Below are 17,850 nucleotides of genomic sequence, written 5' to 3'. Positions count from 1 at the left end.
CGAAATTTTCTTAAGATTGCCTTTTCATTTTTTTTCAGTTGATATCCAAACAATGTATAAAAAAATAAATCTTATTTTGCTTCTTATATTGTTCAGTTGTTTTCAAACTTCTGTGGCACAAGAAACAACGAAAAAGAAAGATTCATCCGGCGCTTATACAAATATTAAAAATTATTCCAAGAAGAACAAGTTTACACGTTTGATGCACAAGCTAGTTTTTAGATCACCAGTAATAAAAAAGGAAGGAATTAAAGAAGTTCAAAAAAAATACGGATTCTTTGAAGGTAAAATTATTAGAAAAATTACCATTGTAACTCTTGATCCCTTTGGATATTCTGAAATTGATACTTTAAAAAAACCAAAAAATTGGGCAGAAAGAAACGGGAATAAAATCCATATTAAAACAAACCGGCTCGCCATACTCAATTTATTGCTCATCAAAAAAAACACCCCATTTGATTCCTTATTAGTAAGAGAATCTGAGCGTTTAATAAGAACGCAACGCTTCATTAATCGCGTCGATGTTGCACCAAAATTGATTAGTAGCAGCTCGGATTCCGTTGACATCTCGATTCGGGTTTTAGACTCTTGGAGCCTTGTTCCTAAAGGTTCTCTTTCTAGCTCCAGAGCCAGTTTTGAGTTGAATGACCGCAATTTCTTAGGATTTGGTCATCAGTTTGAAAATAAATTCAGAAATAGATTCAGTGATGGCAAAAGTGCTTACGCTGTTTCTTATACAGTACCCAATATAAAAAATACGTTTATAAATACAAAAGTTAGTTATACTATTGATTTAGAAGGATATTATGGAAAAAGTATCACTATTGATCGTCCTTTCTACTCGCCTTTGACAAAATGGGCTGGTGGAATCTATTTAGACCAGCAATTTAGAAAAGACACCCTACCCGACTCCAACTTAGTTTTTGCTTTTCAGAACTTTAAATTCAATACCCATGATTTTTGGGTGGGAAGATCTTTTAGAATTTTTAATGGAAATTCGGAAAGGGAGCGAACAACAAATCTGATTACAGCCGGGCGGTTTTTACATCTGCAGTACTTGGAAAGCCCAATTTTTGATTACGATCGTAGTGATTTTTATTCCAATGAAAAACTGGCATTGATAGGCATCGGTGTTACATCCCGAAAATTTATCAGAGACCGCTATATTTTCCAAAACGGAATTATTGAAGATGTGCCAATCGGAAAAATATATGGCATAACAACGGGTTATCAGCATAAAAATAGCGCTGGACGTTATTATTTGGGCGGTCGCGCTGCATTTGGAAATTTCTACAGTTGGGGATTTTTGAGTGCTAATTTTGAACTAGGTTCTTTTTTTGAAAAATCAACAACTAAGCAAACCGCATTTTCATTTCAGGCCAACTATTTTACGAATTTAATGCAGATTGGAAAATGGAAACTACGTCAGTTCATCAAACCGCAACTAATGATCGGTTCCAACCGGGTAGATGCCATTGGGGATCAACTTTCAATTAATGAAAATTACGGCCTAAATGGCTTTAGGATGGCTGAATATGGAACTGAAAAAGCTATTTTAACCTTGCAAACGCAATTTTACAGCCCTTGGAATCTTTGGGGTTTCCGTCTAAATCCTTATTTTAATTATTCTATTGCTATGCTAGGAAACGCTACAAAAGGGTTAACTGAAAGTAAGGTCTATTCTAAAATTGGTATTGGACTAATCATAAACAATGATTTTTTAGTGTTTAGCGCCTTCCAAATTTCACTTTCCTATTATCCATCCATTCCTGGAAATGGTGAAAACATTTTCAAAACGAATTCATTTGAAACAACCGATTTTGGTTTTCAAGATTTTGAACTTGCAAAACCTCGGACTGTAATTTACAGATGATCGAAATACAAATCTATTTAACACTTTCAAGTACAAAAAACAGGTAAAGCATTACTATGTAGACTCTTAAATGTATTAAACAGAACAGTAAAGCGTAAATTATACAATTAAATACCATAATTGTATAAAATTTAGTAAAGTAATATTGTTTACCTTTATATTATAGAAATTTATAACTAAAACCAAAAGAAATGAAAAAAGTTACCTTTTATTTAATGATGATGGTATTGTCATTAAGTGTTGTTCCTACTCAAATGTTAGCGGCAGAAAAAAATCCAACAGCAATTGCTAACACTCCAAAAGAAGTGCCTGCAGAAGTTAAAGTGTTGCTTAATCGTCTGGACGAGATAAAAGCAATGGACAAATCTTCTTTGAATTCAGTAGAGAAAAAAGAGTTACGTAAAGAAGTTCGTGCAATTAAAACTGAATTGAGATCTACAGGAAATGGAGTATATTTGTCTGTAGGTGCTGTTATTATTGTTATTCTTTTGTTGATTCTTTTGTTGTAAACGATTCAAAAATAAAAAAGAAAAAAAAGGAAACGATTGTTCGTTTCCTTTTTTTTATGACTACAGCTAGTTAGAAATCTTATCTTTTAATAATGGCATAGTTGTTGGCTCTATTAAAAAAATAGAGATAAAAAAACACAAATAATTATTAAATAAACATTGAAAAACATGAAAACATTAAAATTAATCGCAGTCGCTATAGTATTTCTAATAAGTGCGAATGCTATACAAGCGCAAGTTTCAGTAAATGTAAACATTGGTAGTCCTCCAGCTTGGGGTCCAGTAGGATATTCTGCTGTAGACTATTATTATTTACCTGATGTTGAATCCTATTATGATATTAGAAACACCCAATTTATTTATTTTGGTGGAGGAAAATGGATACGCTCCAGAAACCTTCCCACTCGATATAGAAATTATAACTTATACAATGGGTATAAAGTAGTCCTAAATGATTACCATGGCTCAAGACCTTACAGCAACTTTAAAAATCACAAAGTAAAATATTACAAAGGATACAAAGGAAAACCTCAAAAATCAATTGGATCTAATCGAAATCATAATAGCAAAGCCTACAAAAGCAATGGAAACAGAAGCAATGGAAACAAAAGCAATGGAAACAAAAGCAATGGAAACAAAAGCAATGGAAATAAAGGTGGAAAAGGAAATAATGGTCATGGAAATGGAAAGCATTAATAAGGTTCACAACTAATGTTAAAAGAGAGTTTCAATACGGAAACTCTCTTTTTTTTTGGGAGACATCAACCCTTAATTAAATGTTAATTTTTTTGTTTTGGCACAGTTGTTGAAAAAGTCTAAAAAGATCCATCAAAAACACAGCTCTATAAATTTATTTCAGAATTAAATTAAAAAAAGATGAAAGCATTAAAACTAATCGCCATAGGAATTATCCTATTTGCATCAAGTACAATACACGCACAAGTTTCAGTTAATGTAAATATTGGCAGAGCGCCTTCATGGGGTCCAGTAGGATATGCTGAAGCAGAATACTATTACCTTCCAGATGTTGAAGCCTATTATGATGTAAGAGCTACACAATTTATTTATTTTGGTAGCGGAAGATGGATGCGCTCAAGATACCTTCCCGGACAATATAGAAACTATGATTTGTACGGTGGTTACAAAGTGGTGCTTAATGATTATCACGGCTCTAGACCTTACAGCAACTTTAGAAATCATAAAGTAAAATATTATAAAGGATATCATGGTAGAGAACAAAGAAACATAGGCTACAACCACCATCGAAAAGTATATGTTAATGATGGAAGAAATGATTACCGCAGACAATCTGATAATCACAGGGAAAGTAGAAATTACGGACACGACAGAGGAAAAGGGAATAAGGGACATGGAAAAGGAAAAGGAAATGATCACGGACGCGGGCATGGAAAAGACAGAGACTAATTTCTAATCAACAGTGATAAAAAATAAAAAGAGAGAAAACTAGACCTAGTTTTCTCTCTTTTTATGTTAAGCCAAATTTATATTTAAAGAATGTAAAAAACATTTCAGGAAAAAACATTTAATTCCTACATTTGAAGCTATTGCAAATTAAATTAAAAAAAATGCAAAAAAAACACCTTTTAGCTATTACAGTATTCCTTTTTTGTTGTCTAATAACCATTGCCCAAAATCCAAAAAAACCCAATGCTGTTGCAATTTATAATCAAATTCTAAAACTGAATTTCTTAGGTTCTGTATTGTACATAGCTGCTCACCCAGATGATGAAAACACCCGTCTAATCTCTTATTTGTCTAATGAGCAAAAGGCCAGAACTGGGTACTTATCCTTGACGCGTGGGGATGGAGGACAAAATCTAATAGGTACACAATTAAGAGAATTACTGGGAGTGATACGAACGCAAGAACTAATTGAAGCCCGAAAAATTGATGGTGGAGAACAGTTTTTTTCGCGTGCCAATGATTTTGGGTTTTCCAAAAATCCAACCGAAACATTAGAAATTTGGGATAAAGAAAAAGTACTTGCTGATGTAGTTTGGGCCATAAGAAAATTTCAACCGGATGTAATTGTTAATCGATTTGATCATAGATCTCCTGGAACTACGCACGGACACCACACAGCCTCTGCCATGTTAAGCGTGGAGAGTTTTGATTTAACCAATGATCCAACTATTTTTCCTGAACAATTAAAATTTGTCCAACCTTGGCAAGCCAAACGCCAATTTTTCAATACCTCCTGGTGGTTTTATGGAACTATCGAAAAATTTGATGCTGCTGATAAAAGCAACTTTATTGCAATGCAAACTGGTGTTTATTATTCTGATCTTGGAAAGTCTAATCAGGAAATAGCAGCTTTAAGTCGCAGTCGCCATCAATCGCAAGGCTTTGGAAGCACTGGTGTTAGAGGGGAAGAAACAGAATATCTGGAATTCATAAACGGAGAAGCCCTAAAAGAAAAGAAAACTCTTTTTGAAGGAATTGATACCACTTGGAACCGTATAAAAGGAGGAAAAGCAATCGGCGTACTAATGAGTGCAATTATAGCTGAATTTGACCATAATAATCCATCGGCTAGTATTCCAAATTTGGCGAAAGCCTATTCTATGATCAAAGATTTGGACGAAAATCAGTGGACACCCATAAAATTATTCGAAGTAAAAGAAATCATAGCGGCCTGTTCCGGTTTATATCTTGAAGCTGTTGCCCAAAATCAAGAAGGTACTCCGGGAAGCACCGTAAAACTGAAAATCGAAGCTATTAACAGAAGCGCTGTATCTATTGAATTAGTTAGTATCACCACTTTACCAGAACAGGTCAAAACAACTAAAAATTTAGACTTAAAAAATAATATCCTAAACAACCTATCTCTAGATTTACACTTGCCCGAATCCATAAACTACACACAGCCTTATTGGTTAGAAGAAAAGGGAACCGATGGTATGTATGCGGTAAATCAACAGCAAAACATAGGGATTCCTGATATTATTCGGGACGTTAAAGTATTATTTACGCTGCAATTCAGTGGAATAGAGATCCCCTTTGAGCGCACCGTAATTTATAAATACAACGATGATGTAAAAGGCGAAGTTTATAATTATCTAGATATTGTTCCTGACGTGACGACTTCTATTTTAGATAAAGTATTACTTTTTAAAGACACTAAAATTAAATACGTAGGCGTAAAAATCAAAGCCGGAAAAGAGGGTGTAAAAGGAAATCTACAATTGGAACTTCCTCAAAACTGGAATGTAAGCCCGAAAACTATTCCTTTTAGTATCGATAAAAAAGGGACGGAGCAAATTGTTTATTTTGAAGTAACGGCGCCAAATAAGTCTGAGGAGGCTGTAGCCAAAAGTATTGCCCTAATTGGCAACAAACGATTTGACAAAGAACAAGTGATAATTAATTACGATCACATTACAAAACAACAAGTTTTGAAACCAGCGGAAGCTAAACTCATTAAAACGGATTTAAAGACAAATAACGAGCGAATTGGTTACATTATGGGTGCTGGAGATGAAGTTCCAGGCAGCCTGACCCAGCTAGGCTACACGGTCACTTTAATTACACCCGAAGAAATTACACCTGAAAAATTAGAAAATTTTGATGTGGTAATGACAGGAGTTCGTGCTTACAATACGTTAGCGGCACTAGCGAATAAACAAACGATACTTTTTGACTTCGTCAAGGCAGGAAAAACGATGCTCGTCCAATACAACACGGCTGGAGATCTTATAACTGGAAACATAGCACCGTATCCATTGAAACTATCCCGCGACCGTGTAACTGAACAAAATGCTGAAGTTCGGTTTTTAGCACCAAACCATCCTGTTTTGAATGTTCCAAACAAAATTACTTCTAAGGATTTTGAGGGATGGAAACAAGAGCAAGGGTTGTATTACCCAAGTGAGTACGATAAAGCCTTTATTCCTATTCTATCTTCAAACGATAAAGGTGAAAGTCCAAAAAATGGAGCTTTGCTAATTGCTCCTTACGGAAAAGGGTACTATATTTATACTGGTTTAAGTTTTTTTAGAGAATTACCTGAGGGAGTTACTGGAGCTTATAAATTAATTTCAAATCTTATTTCCCTGAAAAGTTCACAAACCATTGCTACTCAAAAAATCAAGCCCTAATCCGAAATAAAATGGAAACAAAAAAAATAAAAACCTGGAAGAAAAACTACACCTGGGTACTCGTAGCCAATGCCATTTATATTTTGATCTTTTGTCTTATTATGAAATTATACTCTTAAATTATGCAACTATTTGATTGGGTTATACTCATTTTTACTCTATTATTTATCGTAATTTATGGTGCTTGGAAGACCAAAGGAAGTAAAAATGTAGAAGATTTTATTTTAGGTAATAATGAAACCCCTTGGCATGTTGTGGGTCTTTCTGTAATGGCTACACAAGCCAGTGCGATTACTTTTCTGTCCACACCAGGACAAGCCTACCACGACGGAATGGGTTTTGTACAATTCTACTTTGGACTGCCTATTGCGATGGTGGTGATTTGCGTTACGTTTATTCCTTTGTACCATAAATATAAAGTATATACGGCTTATGAATACTTAGAAAAAAGATTTGATTTAAAAACGCGCTCCCTAGCGGCCATCCTTTTCTTGTTCCAAAGAGGGCTAGGAACGGGATTAACTATTTATGCACCCGCGATTATTTTGTCAGCAATATTAGGTTGGAATCTTACCTACATGAATATTGTTATTGGTGTGCTGGTTATCATCTATACCTTTTCTGGAGGAACAAAAGCGGTAAACGTGACTCAAAAACAGCAAATGTTTGTTATTATGTCGGGTATGTTCATCACCTTTTTTCTCATATTACATTATTTGCCTAATGATATGACTTTTACCAGTGCGTTGCATATTGCTGGTGCAAATGATAAAATGAACATTGTCAATTTTTCTTTTGACCCAGAAGAAAAATATACTTTTTGGAGCGGAATAACAGGAGGTTTCTTCTTAGCATTGGCTTATTTTGGAACGGATCAATCTCAGGTTGGACGTTATTTATCAGGAAGATCCGTTCGAGAAAGTCAAATGGGACTGATCATGAATGGTCTTTTAAAAGTACCGATGCAGTTCTTCATTTTACTGACCGGAGTTATGGTTTTTGTTTTTTTCCAATTTAACCCTGTCCCGTTGAATTTTAATCCAAACAATAAAGCCATGATTGAAAAATCAGCATACAAAGGCGAATACAATGCTTTGGAGAATAAATTAGACGATTTATCTGAAGATAAGAAAGTGATTAACCTATTGTATATTGATCAACTGAACCAAGATTATGACAATCCAATTCTTCGGAAGGAATTAGTGGCTTTGTCTAATAAAGAAAAAGATTTAAGAGACCGAGCTAAAGACATCATTCTGAAAGCGGATAGCAACAGTGAGACAAACGATAAAGATTATGTGTTTTTTCACTTTATCCTTAATTATTTACCCAAAGGACTTATTGGTTTATTATTAGCAGTAATTATTTCAGCAGCGATGTCATCTACTGCTTCTGGATTGAATGCATTGGCATCGACCACGGCGATTGATATTTACAAACGAAATTTAAAAGAAGAAAAATCAGAAAGGCATTACCTCTATGCTACTAAATTTTTTACGTTATTATGGGGTATTATTGCGATCCTTTTTGCGTGTATTGGAACACTTTTTGAAAATTTAATTCAACTGGTCAACATTATTGGATCCATATTTTACGGAACAGTATTGGGAATTTTCTTGGTTGGTTTCTATATAAAACAAGTACAATCCAAAGCTATTTTTTACAGTGCAGTCGTAAGTCAAATTACTATTTTTATCATTTACTATTATGCTATTTATATTTATCCAAGTGGCGAAGAAAAACTGGGTTATTTATGGCTTAATTTCATTGGAGCGATGCTGACTATTGTAATTTCGTTGCTGTTGCAGTGGACGATTTTCAGGAAACAGAAAGCAATTTTAGCGTAAAGAAAAGTAGTAGTGTTTTTCTTGGAAAACCAATAATTAAGACCTGTTATTAATAAACCGCAGATTATCAGCGTATTAAAATAAAAGATATGCATCTGCGGTTATTTTTGATTGGCTTGTATTTATGTATAATTTGTTGATTTCAAATTAAATGTGATTTTCCTGTCAGGTTTCGGATACCATGCAAGACTGCAATTATTTAAATTCATAACCAAAATATAACGAACATGCGCCGTTCGGAAGTTTAAAAAAAAATCCCGTCTCGATAATTACCGAGACGGGATTTTGCATTATAATTCAGTGCATTAGTTTTTATTCCACTCTGCAATGCTATCTTTATTCATCTTTACATAATCTTGGTTTTTAGCACTTTCAGCTGCGGCAAGTGATGCTTTAGCGGTTTCGATTGCTCCTTTTTTATCACCTAATTTTGCTTGAATTAATGATTTCAATCTGTTAAACCAAAACGGTTTGTCTTTAGACATATCCAATGCTTTGTTTACATAAACCAATGCTTTTGCGTTGTCGCCATTGGATTGAAACAAGAACTGAGCAGCAGAAAAATAATCTCCAGCAGCCGGTCCAGCTAATACTTTTTCGATGTTCGCAATTGCTTTTTGTTGCGTAGGCACTTCAAATTTCACCGCTGCATACGAGTTTTCCCAGTACATTTCTAAAAAGGCAAAATTATTGTCCAAACCACTAATTCCAATCGTAAAGGTTTCGACACTTTTGTTTAAAGTTTCTGGTTTAACGGTGGCTCTAAGGGCTACATTTTCTTCTTTCCATTCTTCTGGATTACCCCAGTTATCCGTGGTTTTATAGAAAATTATATCCCAACTTTCAATTTTCGGGACAGTGTATAAAGAATATTTTCCTTTTTTCAATGTTTTACCGCTAATCACTACGTCATCACTAAAGGATATTGTTGTATTTTCATTGGCTCCCGATCTCCATACTTTTTCAAATGGAATCAAATTACCAAATACTGCTCTTCCTCTTGCACTTGGTCTTGAATAAACAATTTCGACATCAGTCAGACCAACGGCTTGCATAATTGTCGCTTTTGGACTGGATTGAGGTGTTTTAACTTGTGCCTCAATGGTGAAATTTGCTATTATAATAGCAAACACAATAAGTATTTTTTTCATAGTAGTCGTTTTTTATTATATTCAAATTTACAAATTCAGTTATTTCTAATTGTTAATTATTTCTTAATTTAGCATGAATATTCTGTACCGTATTGAAGCTTAATTCATTGAAATGATTAATTACGACATCGGCTTCTGCTAAATTTTGCGCTTCTGAATGAATACTGTTGTAACCAACACAAAAGATTCCCGCTGCTTTTGCCGCTTTTATTCCATTGGTGCTGTCCTCAATAACGATGCAGCTCTCCTTTTGAGCAATAGATAAACTGGCAGCATGCAGAAAAATTGCAGGATGTGGTTTAGATTTAGGAAAATCCTCACCGCTAACTAAATGTGTAAAATAATCATGCAGCTTAAACCGACTAAAAACGCGTTCGATAGTACCTTTGGAAGCCGAAGACGCCAAGATCAATTGCATTCCGTTTTGATGTAATTCTTTTATCAGATTTTCAACACCTTCTAGTAATTCTAAATCGGCTTTACTGTCAAAAGCATCATTAAAAATAGTTCGTTTTCTTTGGATCAAATCTTCTACGTCTTGCTCAATTACGAAAATTTCCTTCAATTTCTGAAAGGTATTTCGAGTTGAAAACCCAGTAAAAGAGGTGTACATTTCCTTTGTAACAGTAATATTTAATTCTTCAAATTGCTTGAAGTAAGCATAACGGTGTACGGGTTCTGTATCAACGATGACACCATCCATATCGAAAATTACGGTTTTTATCATTTTTTTTTTGAATTATATTTATAGATAGTAGCTATTTAATTAAAAGGCTTTTAGCCAATACTCACTTACGTAACAGTCGAAGATCACACCATTTTAAATTGCATAAACTCATAACAGATAACCGATAACAAATAACAGATAACTGATAACTGATAACCAATAACAGATAACCAATAACAGATAACCAATAACAGAAAACAGATAACCAATAACAGATAACCGATAACAGATAACAGATAACAGAAAACAGATAACAGATAACCTATAACCTATAACCGCTAACAGAAATCTGATGCTACTTTTTCAATAAATACCGAATCACAGTTTCGGCAGCATACAAACCAAATAATCCGGGCATGTAGCTGTTTGTTCCATAAAATGATTTTTTAAAATTAGATCCATCAGTCATTTTAAGACTTGCTTCATCTTGAATTTCAGAGGAGAAAACGACTTTCAATTTATCAATTTTCACTTCTTTCAATCGTCTTCGGATTGTTTTGGCAAAAAAGCAATTCACGGTGTTGCTAATGTCCGTTACTTTCACTTTGGAAGCTTCCATTTTACCACCAGCACCCATACTGCTTATGATTTTCACTCTTTTTCGCTTAGCGCCAATGATTAAATTCAATTTTGGAGTTACACTGTCAATGCAATCTAAAACATAATCAAATTCTTCTGAAACAATTTCGAAAGCACGCTCTGGCGAAAGGAATTCTTGTACGCGGGTCAATTTCAGTTCTGGATTAATATCCATCAATCGATCACCAACAACCGTAATTTTAGGTTGTCCGATCGTAGAATGCAAAGCGGGTAATTGTCGGTTAATATTGGTAATATCAACTACGTCACCATCTACAATAGTCATCGTTCCCACTCCTGCTCGTGCCAAAAATTCAGCTGCAAAAGAGCCTACACCACCCAATCCTACAACCAGCACATTTGCCTTTTTTAAATTATCTAAACCTTCTTTTTTGAATAAAAGTTCGGCTCTTTCTGTCCATTCTGCCATTATTATTTTTTTTTAAGTTATAAAACTTCTTAAATCACTTTTTTTATTAATTGTTCCAGAAAAATCTGAAATCAAAAATTGTTACTCATCATTCTTAAATCTATTATAGTTCAATCTTGAATACTTCCAAAAAATTACGATGAACTACTTCCTGCAATTCCTGCACTGAAATTCCTTTGTATTTTGCTGCCAATTCATAAACAGCTTCTATTCCTGCTTCGACGGTGTCTGTTTCCAAGAAAATTCGATTGTTTGGTATGGTTTTAAAAACTGTTTCTAATTCAGGATTCAATAATAAATATTTCCCAAACGAAATATAAAAACCATTTTCTATCAGTTGCTTGGCTACTTGTTCGTTTTTTGAAAATCCATGAATCAACAGTGGTACTGAAATATTCATTTTTTTCTTGATAGCGATTAATTCCTGAAAAGCAGCGACGCAATGAATCACAACTGGTTTACTGTATTTTTGTGCCAAGAGCAACTGCTTTTCAAACACGAACTGCTGCAATGTTAATGGAATTTCAATGCGTTTGTCCAGCCCACACTCACCAATAGCGAGACAATTGCGTTGTTGCGCTTTACGTTTTAGTAGTGCCAAATCAGATTCTAATCGTTCCTCGACTATAAACCAAGGATGAATCCCAATAGAATAAAACGGAATGGTTGCATCAAACTCCTGTGGATATTGATTGACTAATTCCAAAATATTGGCTTGATTAGTTGCTTTATGAGTATGTAAATTAAAGAAATGCATTAGTCGTGGAATTTTTTAACTCCCGCTTTGATTTCGATGCCCAAATCATTTTCTAAAGGTACTTTTGGGCAGGAATACTTGGAATTGTACGCGCAATAGGGATTGTAGGCTTTGTTGAAGTCAATGCTTATAGTTTCGCCTTTTGGGATTTTCAAATCAATATATTTCCCTCCAATGTAACTTTCCTTTCCACAAGTCAAATCAGAAAATGGTAAAAATAAATAGTCTTTGTATTCCGCTTTTTTTGAAAGTTCCATATTCTTGTATACATTCAATTTTAAATTTATTCCTTGAATTGCAAAAGAAATCTCCCCATATTTTACATACAAAGGTTTTCTATCCGTTGATGTTTCCATTTTAAAAGGCTTCTCCTCTTCTGTTCTCCTAAATTGTGCGACTACAAAAAACATTTCATTTGCGGGATAAAAATCTAGGCTTTTGAATGCGGCTAAATCGTTTGCCATCAAAGGACTAGTTTTAGCATCGGCATACTCTGCATTTAATTCCTTTTGAAATTCAGCAACCGCCGAAGCGTCAAATTTTTCTTGGCCAAACGCTATATTTGCTTGTACCAAAAGCATAAAAAGCAGAAGAATTTTTATTTGTATCATTTTATGCAAAAATAGTTTAAAGTTACGTAGCGACAAAGTTAATATGTGGAATAAATGAGTGCTGGATTCTGATTCCTAGCCCAGATAGCAGTGAAAATCCTTCTATTTTTTTTCTTTAAAAAAATAGAAGATTGTAGCGAATAGCTGGATAAAGCTCCTAAAAAACATTGTAAATTTGCAGCATAGAAATTTACCTTATGCTTAAAACTGCCTTGCACCGCTACATCAATAACTTCAAAGGCTTTACCAGAGAAATTTGGATTCTAACGCTAATCACCTTTATCAATCGCGCGGGTACAATGGTATTGCCCTTTTTATCCAAGTATTTAAAGGAGGATTTGAGTTTTTCCTATGCGCAAGTAGGATGGATCATGGTTGCTTTTGGTTTTGGATCCATGTTGGGTTCGTGGCTGGGCGGTAAATTATCGGACAAAATAGGTTTTTATAAAATCATGGTTTTCAGTTTATTCACCAGCGGAATTTTACTGTTTTTGGTACAATACATTCGGACTTTCTGGGGATTGTGTATTGGAATGTTTGTTATAATGACCGTTGCTGACATGTTTCGTCCCGCCATGTTTGTTTCTCTGGCGACGTATGCTAAACCTGAAAATCGCACCAGAGCATTGACTTTAGTAAGATTAGCAGTAAATTTAGGTTTTACCGCAGGACCTGCTTTGGGCGGATTGATTATTATGAATTTAGGGTATAGTGGCTTATTTTGGGTCGACGGAAGCTCCTGTATCGTATCCATTTTAATTTTCACTTTACTGGTAAAAGAACGCAAAAAACCAGCTGATTTAAACGCTGCAAATAGCGAAACCGAAATTCCAGCATCTGTTTTCAAAGATAAGATATTCTGGATTTTCCTGTTTATTTGTTTTATAACGGCCATGCTTTTCTTTCAACTTTTCACCACTTTACCTTTGTATCATAATGAAAAATTTGGATTAACAGAGTTTCAAAGCGGACTTTTACTGTCCTTAAATGGATTGTTAATTTTCTTTCTGGAAATGCCAATTGTCAGTTTTAGCCAAAGAAAAGGCATTGATACACTTAAAATTATTCTTTGGGGTTCCTTTCTGATGTCCCTCAGTTTTTATGTCTTAATGATCAATATGTGGGCAGGAATACTAATTGTAAGTATTATTTTTATCACTTTTGGCGAAATGTTCATCTTCCCTTTTTCCAATTCTTTTGCTTTAAGTCGGGCACCAAAAGGCCATGAAGGTCGCTATATGGCTTTGTTTACGATGAGTTTCAGCTTAGCACACATTGCTAGTTCAAAGACTGGACTGGAAATCATTGCCACATTTGGCTATCAAACCAACTGGTTTGTCATGGGAACATTAGGAATACTTTCGGTTGCGGGTTGTATCTGGCTGCAACGATTAGTTAAAGAAGAACACAAATAATTATTTTTTGGGCGTGACCCCATTTAAAAAAGGGGCTAAGCAACAAGTAGGTTACTTAGCCCCTTTTATAAATGGAGTCGGGCTATACATTTCAATCTTTTTCCAGCTACCGCCGTAAAAAGGATTTCCATTGCTATCCCTCACGCGGACACGCTTATATAAAAAACTAGGTTTGCTGAAATATAGTAAAATGGTATCCAAAACTAAAAAATTAGTTAAATAACTATAAAAGTAGTTTGCAAACTAAAAATATAGTTGTATGTTTGATTCAAATAAAAAAAATCATGCAAAAACTGACCAACAAAGAAGAGGAAATCATGCACATTTTATGGAAGCTTAAAAAAGCATTTGTAAAAGAAGTATTGGCAGAAATTACGGAAGAGCAACCGCATTACAACACGCTTTCGACTATTGTGCGGCATCTGGAAGAAAAAGGTTTTGTATCCCATAATGCTTTTGGAAACACCCACCAATACTATCCAATCGTGAGTTTAGAGGACTATAGAAAACGCTTTATGCACACGGCAATCGATAATTACTTCAATAGTTCCTATAAAAATATGGTATCGCATTTTGCAAAAGAAGAGAAAATTTCGGCTGCGGAATTACGAGAGATTTTAGCCATGATTGAAAATCAAGAAGCAAAATAGTTGTATGTTTATAAGTACCATTTTTTTAAATAATTATTTATGGAATCAGTAGCAATCTACCTAATTAAATCCTGCGGTTTACTTTTTTTGTTTTTTATAGCGTATCATTTTCTGTTGCGCAAAGAAACTTTTTTTACTGCAAATCGTTGGTTCCTTTTAGCAGGATTACTAACTGCTACTGTTTTCCCATTAGTAGTTTTCACCCAAATAATCTGGGTAGAACCTACACCTGTAGATTATGATTGGTCTTCCTTACCGATAAGAACCGTGTCTGAAGAAGATCACACCAAGGAGTATATTTATTTAGGGTTGGCTTTGACTTACTGCATAATCACATTAGGTTTGTTGACCAAATTTGGGTTTGATTTTTATAGCCTGCGAAAGATTTTTAAAGGAAAAACAATAGAACGTCAGGCTGATTTTAAATTTATAGATACCTCAGAAAACCTAGCTCCATTTTCGTACTTCAATACTATCGTTTACAATTCTTCCTTATACAGCAGTTCTGAATTACAGAATATTTTAGAACATGAAAAGGTACATAGCGAACAAAATCATACCGTAGATGTGTTGATTTCCAGAATTTTTTGCGTTATTTTTTGGTTCAACCCATTCATTTGGATGTACAAAAAAGCAATTCTACAAAACTTAGAATTCATTGCTGATAGCGAAGCAACAAAAAAAATATCCGACAAAAAAGCGTATCAACGCACACTTTTAAAAATAACAACACACGAAAATTGTGTTGCCATTACCAATCATTTTTATCAATCATTAATCAAAAAACGAATCGTTATGTTAAACAAAAATCAATCTAGCAAAAGGAATTCTTGGAAATATGCACTCGTACTTCCTGCATTAGTTGCTTTTGTATTATTCTTCCAAATAGAAACTATTGCACAGGAAAAAAGTTCGAAAGGAAAGGTAATCGAATCTTCCACAGCAATTGAAAATTCAGTGGATGTGTACAAAATAAATAAAAATACTACAGATGAAGAACTTAAAGAAAAAACTACTGCTTTAAACAAGAATTATGGAATAAAGGCTATTTTTTCTAGTTTAGAAAGAAACTCAAAAAATGAGTTAATCGCTATTAAAGTTAATTTACAAAAAGGAGAGGAAAAGAATCAGGAAATGGCAATCAAAGGAACTGAAGCTATCAATACATTTAGAATCATAATTTCTAAAAATGAAAACGGGATCCTTACCATAGATTTTGCTGAAGATGATATTCAATTGAATAAAAAAAGTGTTTTAATTTCTCCTAACGCACCTTTGTCTACAACCAAAGAAATTTTTATCAATGGGGTAAAAGCAAGTCAAAAAGATTTAGATAAATTAGATCCAAATGATATTAAAACAATGGATGTTAGTAAAAATAATGATCAATCTACTATAACTATTAAAACTAATAAAAATAGTCTTAGTCCAGAAAGCCGTGTATGGATTAATGATAAACTAAGCGAAATACCAAATGAGAGCAAAGTGATGGTATTTGGTCAAAATAGAAACGCTACCCAATTAGAATTAGAAAAAACAGATCCATCCTACTTAAATGGACAGCAAAAAACGAAAAGCACTACTACTGTCAAAATTGTAACAAGAGAGAAAAATGGAATTCCAGAGGATACCGAAGTTTATATTGATGGGAAACGGGTATCTCCACTTGAAGCTGAAAGTATGAGTCCGGATCGCATCAGTAGCGTGGATGTAAAAAAAGAGGCTAATTCAAATAAAAATTCAATCCGCATCGTTACTAAAAGCTATGTTGCAAGTAAAGGCAATATGCAAGAACCACCAACGCCACCAACACCTCCGACTTTTAACTTCAAAGCACCCAAAGCACTTAATTTTCCAAAGGCGCCAATAGCACCAAAAGGTTCGCCAATAAACGGTGATAAAAAAGCATGGGCAAGCTTTAACGAAAGAATGGAAGATTTCAATAAAAAAATGGAGGCGATGGCCCCTCAAATAGAGGCTTTTGATCAGAAAATGGCTGAATTTGATCAACAAATCAAACCTTTTACTGCTAAAATGGAACTTTTTGAAAAAAACATGAAAATCTATGAAAAGCAACTCGAAGACTACCACGCCAAAATGAAAGAGAAATAGATAGTAATCCCCAAAAAAGACGGTCTGTAACAAGACCGTCTTTTTTTATATCTTTGAAAAAAAAGTATGTACAAAATTCTAGCGCAAATCAACAAAATGATCTTACCCAGCTTTACCAAACAACGCTTGGATTTGGCTAAAGCATCAAAATGGCAAATGGCCATTATTGGATTTAGATATTTCGTCACTGCACGTGCGTTAAATTAATACGTTATTGCCGCAAAAATCTCGTTCCCTTTAATTTTTGCCCTTCCATTTAAGAAAGTTAATTCCATTAGAAAATTGCATTGCACGATTTCGCCACCCAACCGTTCTACCAATTCGCAAACTGCTTTTGCTGTACCTCCAGTTGCCAAAACATCATCGTGAATCAGGACTCGGTCTCCTTTTTGAATCGCATCAGTATGAATTTCTAACGTATCGGTTCCGTATTCTAAATCATACGTTGCTGAAATAGTTTCATACGGCAGCTTGTGTGGTTTTCGAACTGGAATAAAACCTACATTTAATTCTTGAGCGAGCAGCATTCCGAAGAAAAAACCGCGACTCTCCACCCCTATTACCTTATCAATTTTTTTATCTTTCAGCGATAAAACCAATATTTCAAGACATTTTTTCCTTGCAACAGTGTCAATTAACAAGGGAGTGATGTCTTTAAACAAAATCCCTTCCTTAGGAAAACCCTGAATATCACGGATATACTTTTCTAATGACATTTTTTTTTATTTTTTTACAATTTTACAGTTGCAAATTACACATTTATCCCTATATTTGCACCCGCAATCAGGTTATTATAACGATTAGCAAAAGGCCTTGTGGCGCAACTGAATAGCGCACTTGATTACGGCTCAAGAGGTTACTGGTTTGAATCCAGTCAAGGTCACAAAACCCCAACAGATGTTGGGGTTTTTTTATGTTTTGCAGTCAAAAGTAGCCTAAAATTTACCCACACTAGGAATCCAAACCATCTTTAAATCCATTTCTATGCACTGAAACGGTCTAACGGTAATTACCTTTCTATATTTTACAAATTTACGGCCAGAACCACTCCTGTTTATTCGGTTTTCTAAT

The 17,850-nt window shown here is 34.4% G+C and carries 16 protein-coding genes and 1 tRNA gene; 11 read left to right on the top strand and 6 right to left on the bottom strand.

What is annotated here, in order from left to right; genetic code table 11:
* The first annotated feature begins 112 nt into the window (after positions 1-112).
* From BUA03_RS10030 to BUA03_RS10005, 6 genes are all read left to right on the top strand, one after another.
* On the top strand, positions 113-1,873 hold the full coding sequence (locus BUA03_RS10030; RefSeq protein ID WP_317041096.1) for a BamA/TamA family outer membrane protein: 1,761 nt from the start codon (positions 113-115) through the stop codon (positions 1,871-1,873).
* Positions 1,874-2,064: 191 nt separating this feature from the next.
* The gene (locus BUA03_RS10025; RefSeq protein WP_066077311.1) at positions 2,065-2,382 is read left to right on the top strand and encodes a hypothetical protein; all 318 of its coding nucleotides are present in this window, start codon (positions 2,065-2,067) and stop codon (positions 2,380-2,382) included.
* A 168-nt stretch (positions 2,383-2,550) separates the two neighbouring features.
* Entirely contained in the window at positions 2,551-3,078 is a 528-nt protein-coding gene (locus BUA03_RS10020) for a hypothetical protein (protein ID WP_066077308.1), read from the top strand.
* 180 nt (positions 3,079-3,258) lie between these two features.
* Positions 3,259-3,807: a hypothetical protein gene (locus BUA03_RS10015; protein WP_066077304.1), complete on the top strand. Its 549-nt coding sequence runs from the start codon at positions 3,259-3,261 to the stop codon at positions 3,805-3,807.
* A gap of 161 nt (positions 3,808-3,968) precedes the next feature.
* Complete coding sequence (locus tag BUA03_RS10010; RefSeq protein ID WP_066077301.1) at positions 3,969-6,500, top strand: PIG-L family deacetylase; 2,532 nt, start codon at positions 3,969-3,971, stop codon at positions 6,498-6,500.
* A 122-nt stretch (positions 6,501-6,622) separates the two neighbouring features.
* Positions 6,623-8,347, top strand: coding sequence for a sodium:solute symporter family protein (locus tag BUA03_RS10005; protein WP_066077299.1), 1,725 nt, complete (start codon positions 6,623-6,625; stop codon positions 8,345-8,347).
* A gap of 305 nt (positions 8,348-8,652) precedes the next feature.
* Here BUA03_RS10005 and BUA03_RS10000 read toward each other — a convergent pair whose 3' ends face one another.
* From BUA03_RS10000 to BUA03_RS09980, 5 genes are all read right to left on the bottom strand, one after another.
* A complete protein-coding gene (locus tag BUA03_RS10000) occupies positions 8,653-9,498 on the bottom strand; it encodes a DUF2911 domain-containing protein (RefSeq protein WP_066077297.1) in 846 nt (281 codons plus the stop codon).
* Positions 9,499-9,550: 52 nt separating this feature from the next.
* A complete protein-coding gene (locus BUA03_RS09995) occupies positions 9,551-10,225 on the bottom strand; it encodes an HAD family hydrolase (protein WP_066077294.1) in 675 nt (224 codons plus the stop codon).
* A 295-nt stretch (positions 10,226-10,520) separates the two neighbouring features.
* On the bottom strand, positions 10,521-11,234 hold the full coding sequence (locus tag BUA03_RS09990) for a tRNA threonylcarbamoyladenosine dehydratase (protein ID WP_066077291.1): 714 nt from the start codon (positions 11,232-11,234) through the stop codon (positions 10,521-10,523).
* Between the two features lie 103 nt (positions 11,235-11,337).
* Positions 11,338-11,991: a TatD family hydrolase gene (locus BUA03_RS09985; RefSeq protein WP_066077288.1), complete on the bottom strand. Its 654-nt coding sequence runs from the start codon at positions 11,989-11,991 to the stop codon at positions 11,338-11,340.
* Positions 11,991-12,602, bottom strand: a complete 612-nt coding sequence (locus tag BUA03_RS09980) for a DUF1684 domain-containing protein (protein ID WP_066077286.1) — start codon at positions 12,600-12,602, stop codon at positions 11,991-11,993. The genes BUA03_RS09985 and BUA03_RS09980 overlap by 1 nt, the downstream gene beginning before the upstream one ends.
* 197 nt (positions 12,603-12,799) lie before the next feature.
* Here BUA03_RS09980 and BUA03_RS09975 point away from each other — a divergent pair, with 197 nt between their 5' ends.
* From BUA03_RS09975 to BUA03_RS09960, 4 genes are all read left to right on the top strand, one after another.
* A complete protein-coding gene (locus tag BUA03_RS09975) occupies positions 12,800-14,017 on the top strand; it encodes an MDR family MFS transporter (RefSeq protein WP_066077284.1) in 1,218 nt (405 codons plus the stop codon).
* Between the two features lie 284 nt (positions 14,018-14,301).
* Positions 14,302-14,667, top strand: a complete 366-nt coding sequence (locus BUA03_RS09970) for a BlaI/MecI/CopY family transcriptional regulator (RefSeq protein WP_066077639.1) — start codon at positions 14,302-14,304, stop codon at positions 14,665-14,667.
* A gap of 39 nt (positions 14,668-14,706) precedes the next feature.
* On the top strand, positions 14,707-16,779 hold the full coding sequence (locus tag BUA03_RS09965) for a M56 family metallopeptidase (RefSeq protein ID WP_066077281.1): 2,073 nt from the start codon (positions 14,707-14,709) through the stop codon (positions 16,777-16,779).
* 66 nt (positions 16,780-16,845) lie between these two features.
* A complete protein-coding gene (locus tag BUA03_RS09960; RefSeq protein WP_066077278.1) occupies positions 16,846-16,986 on the top strand; it encodes an SsrA-binding protein in 141 nt (46 codons plus the stop codon).
* Here BUA03_RS09960 and BUA03_RS09955 read toward each other — a convergent pair.
* Positions 16,983-17,495, bottom strand: a complete 513-nt coding sequence (locus BUA03_RS09955) for an adenine phosphoribosyltransferase (protein WP_066077276.1) — start codon at positions 17,493-17,495, stop codon at positions 16,983-16,985. The genes BUA03_RS09960 and BUA03_RS09955 overlap by 4 nt on opposite strands.
* A 93-nt stretch (positions 17,496-17,588) precedes the next feature.
* Between BUA03_RS09955 and BUA03_RS09950 the strand changes: the two genes are divergently transcribed.
* Positions 17,589-17,662: transfer RNA gene (locus tag BUA03_RS09950), tRNA-Arg, on the top strand.
* Positions 17,663-17,850: the final 188 nt, after the last annotated feature.

Source organism: Flavobacterium fryxellicola (assembly GCF_900143245.1).
GTDB lineage: Bacteria > Bacteroidota > Bacteroidia > Flavobacteriales > Flavobacteriaceae > Flavobacterium > Flavobacterium fryxellicola.
Note: the sequence above shows the minus strand (reverse complement) of the source record. Positions and strands in the feature narration are given on the sequence as shown.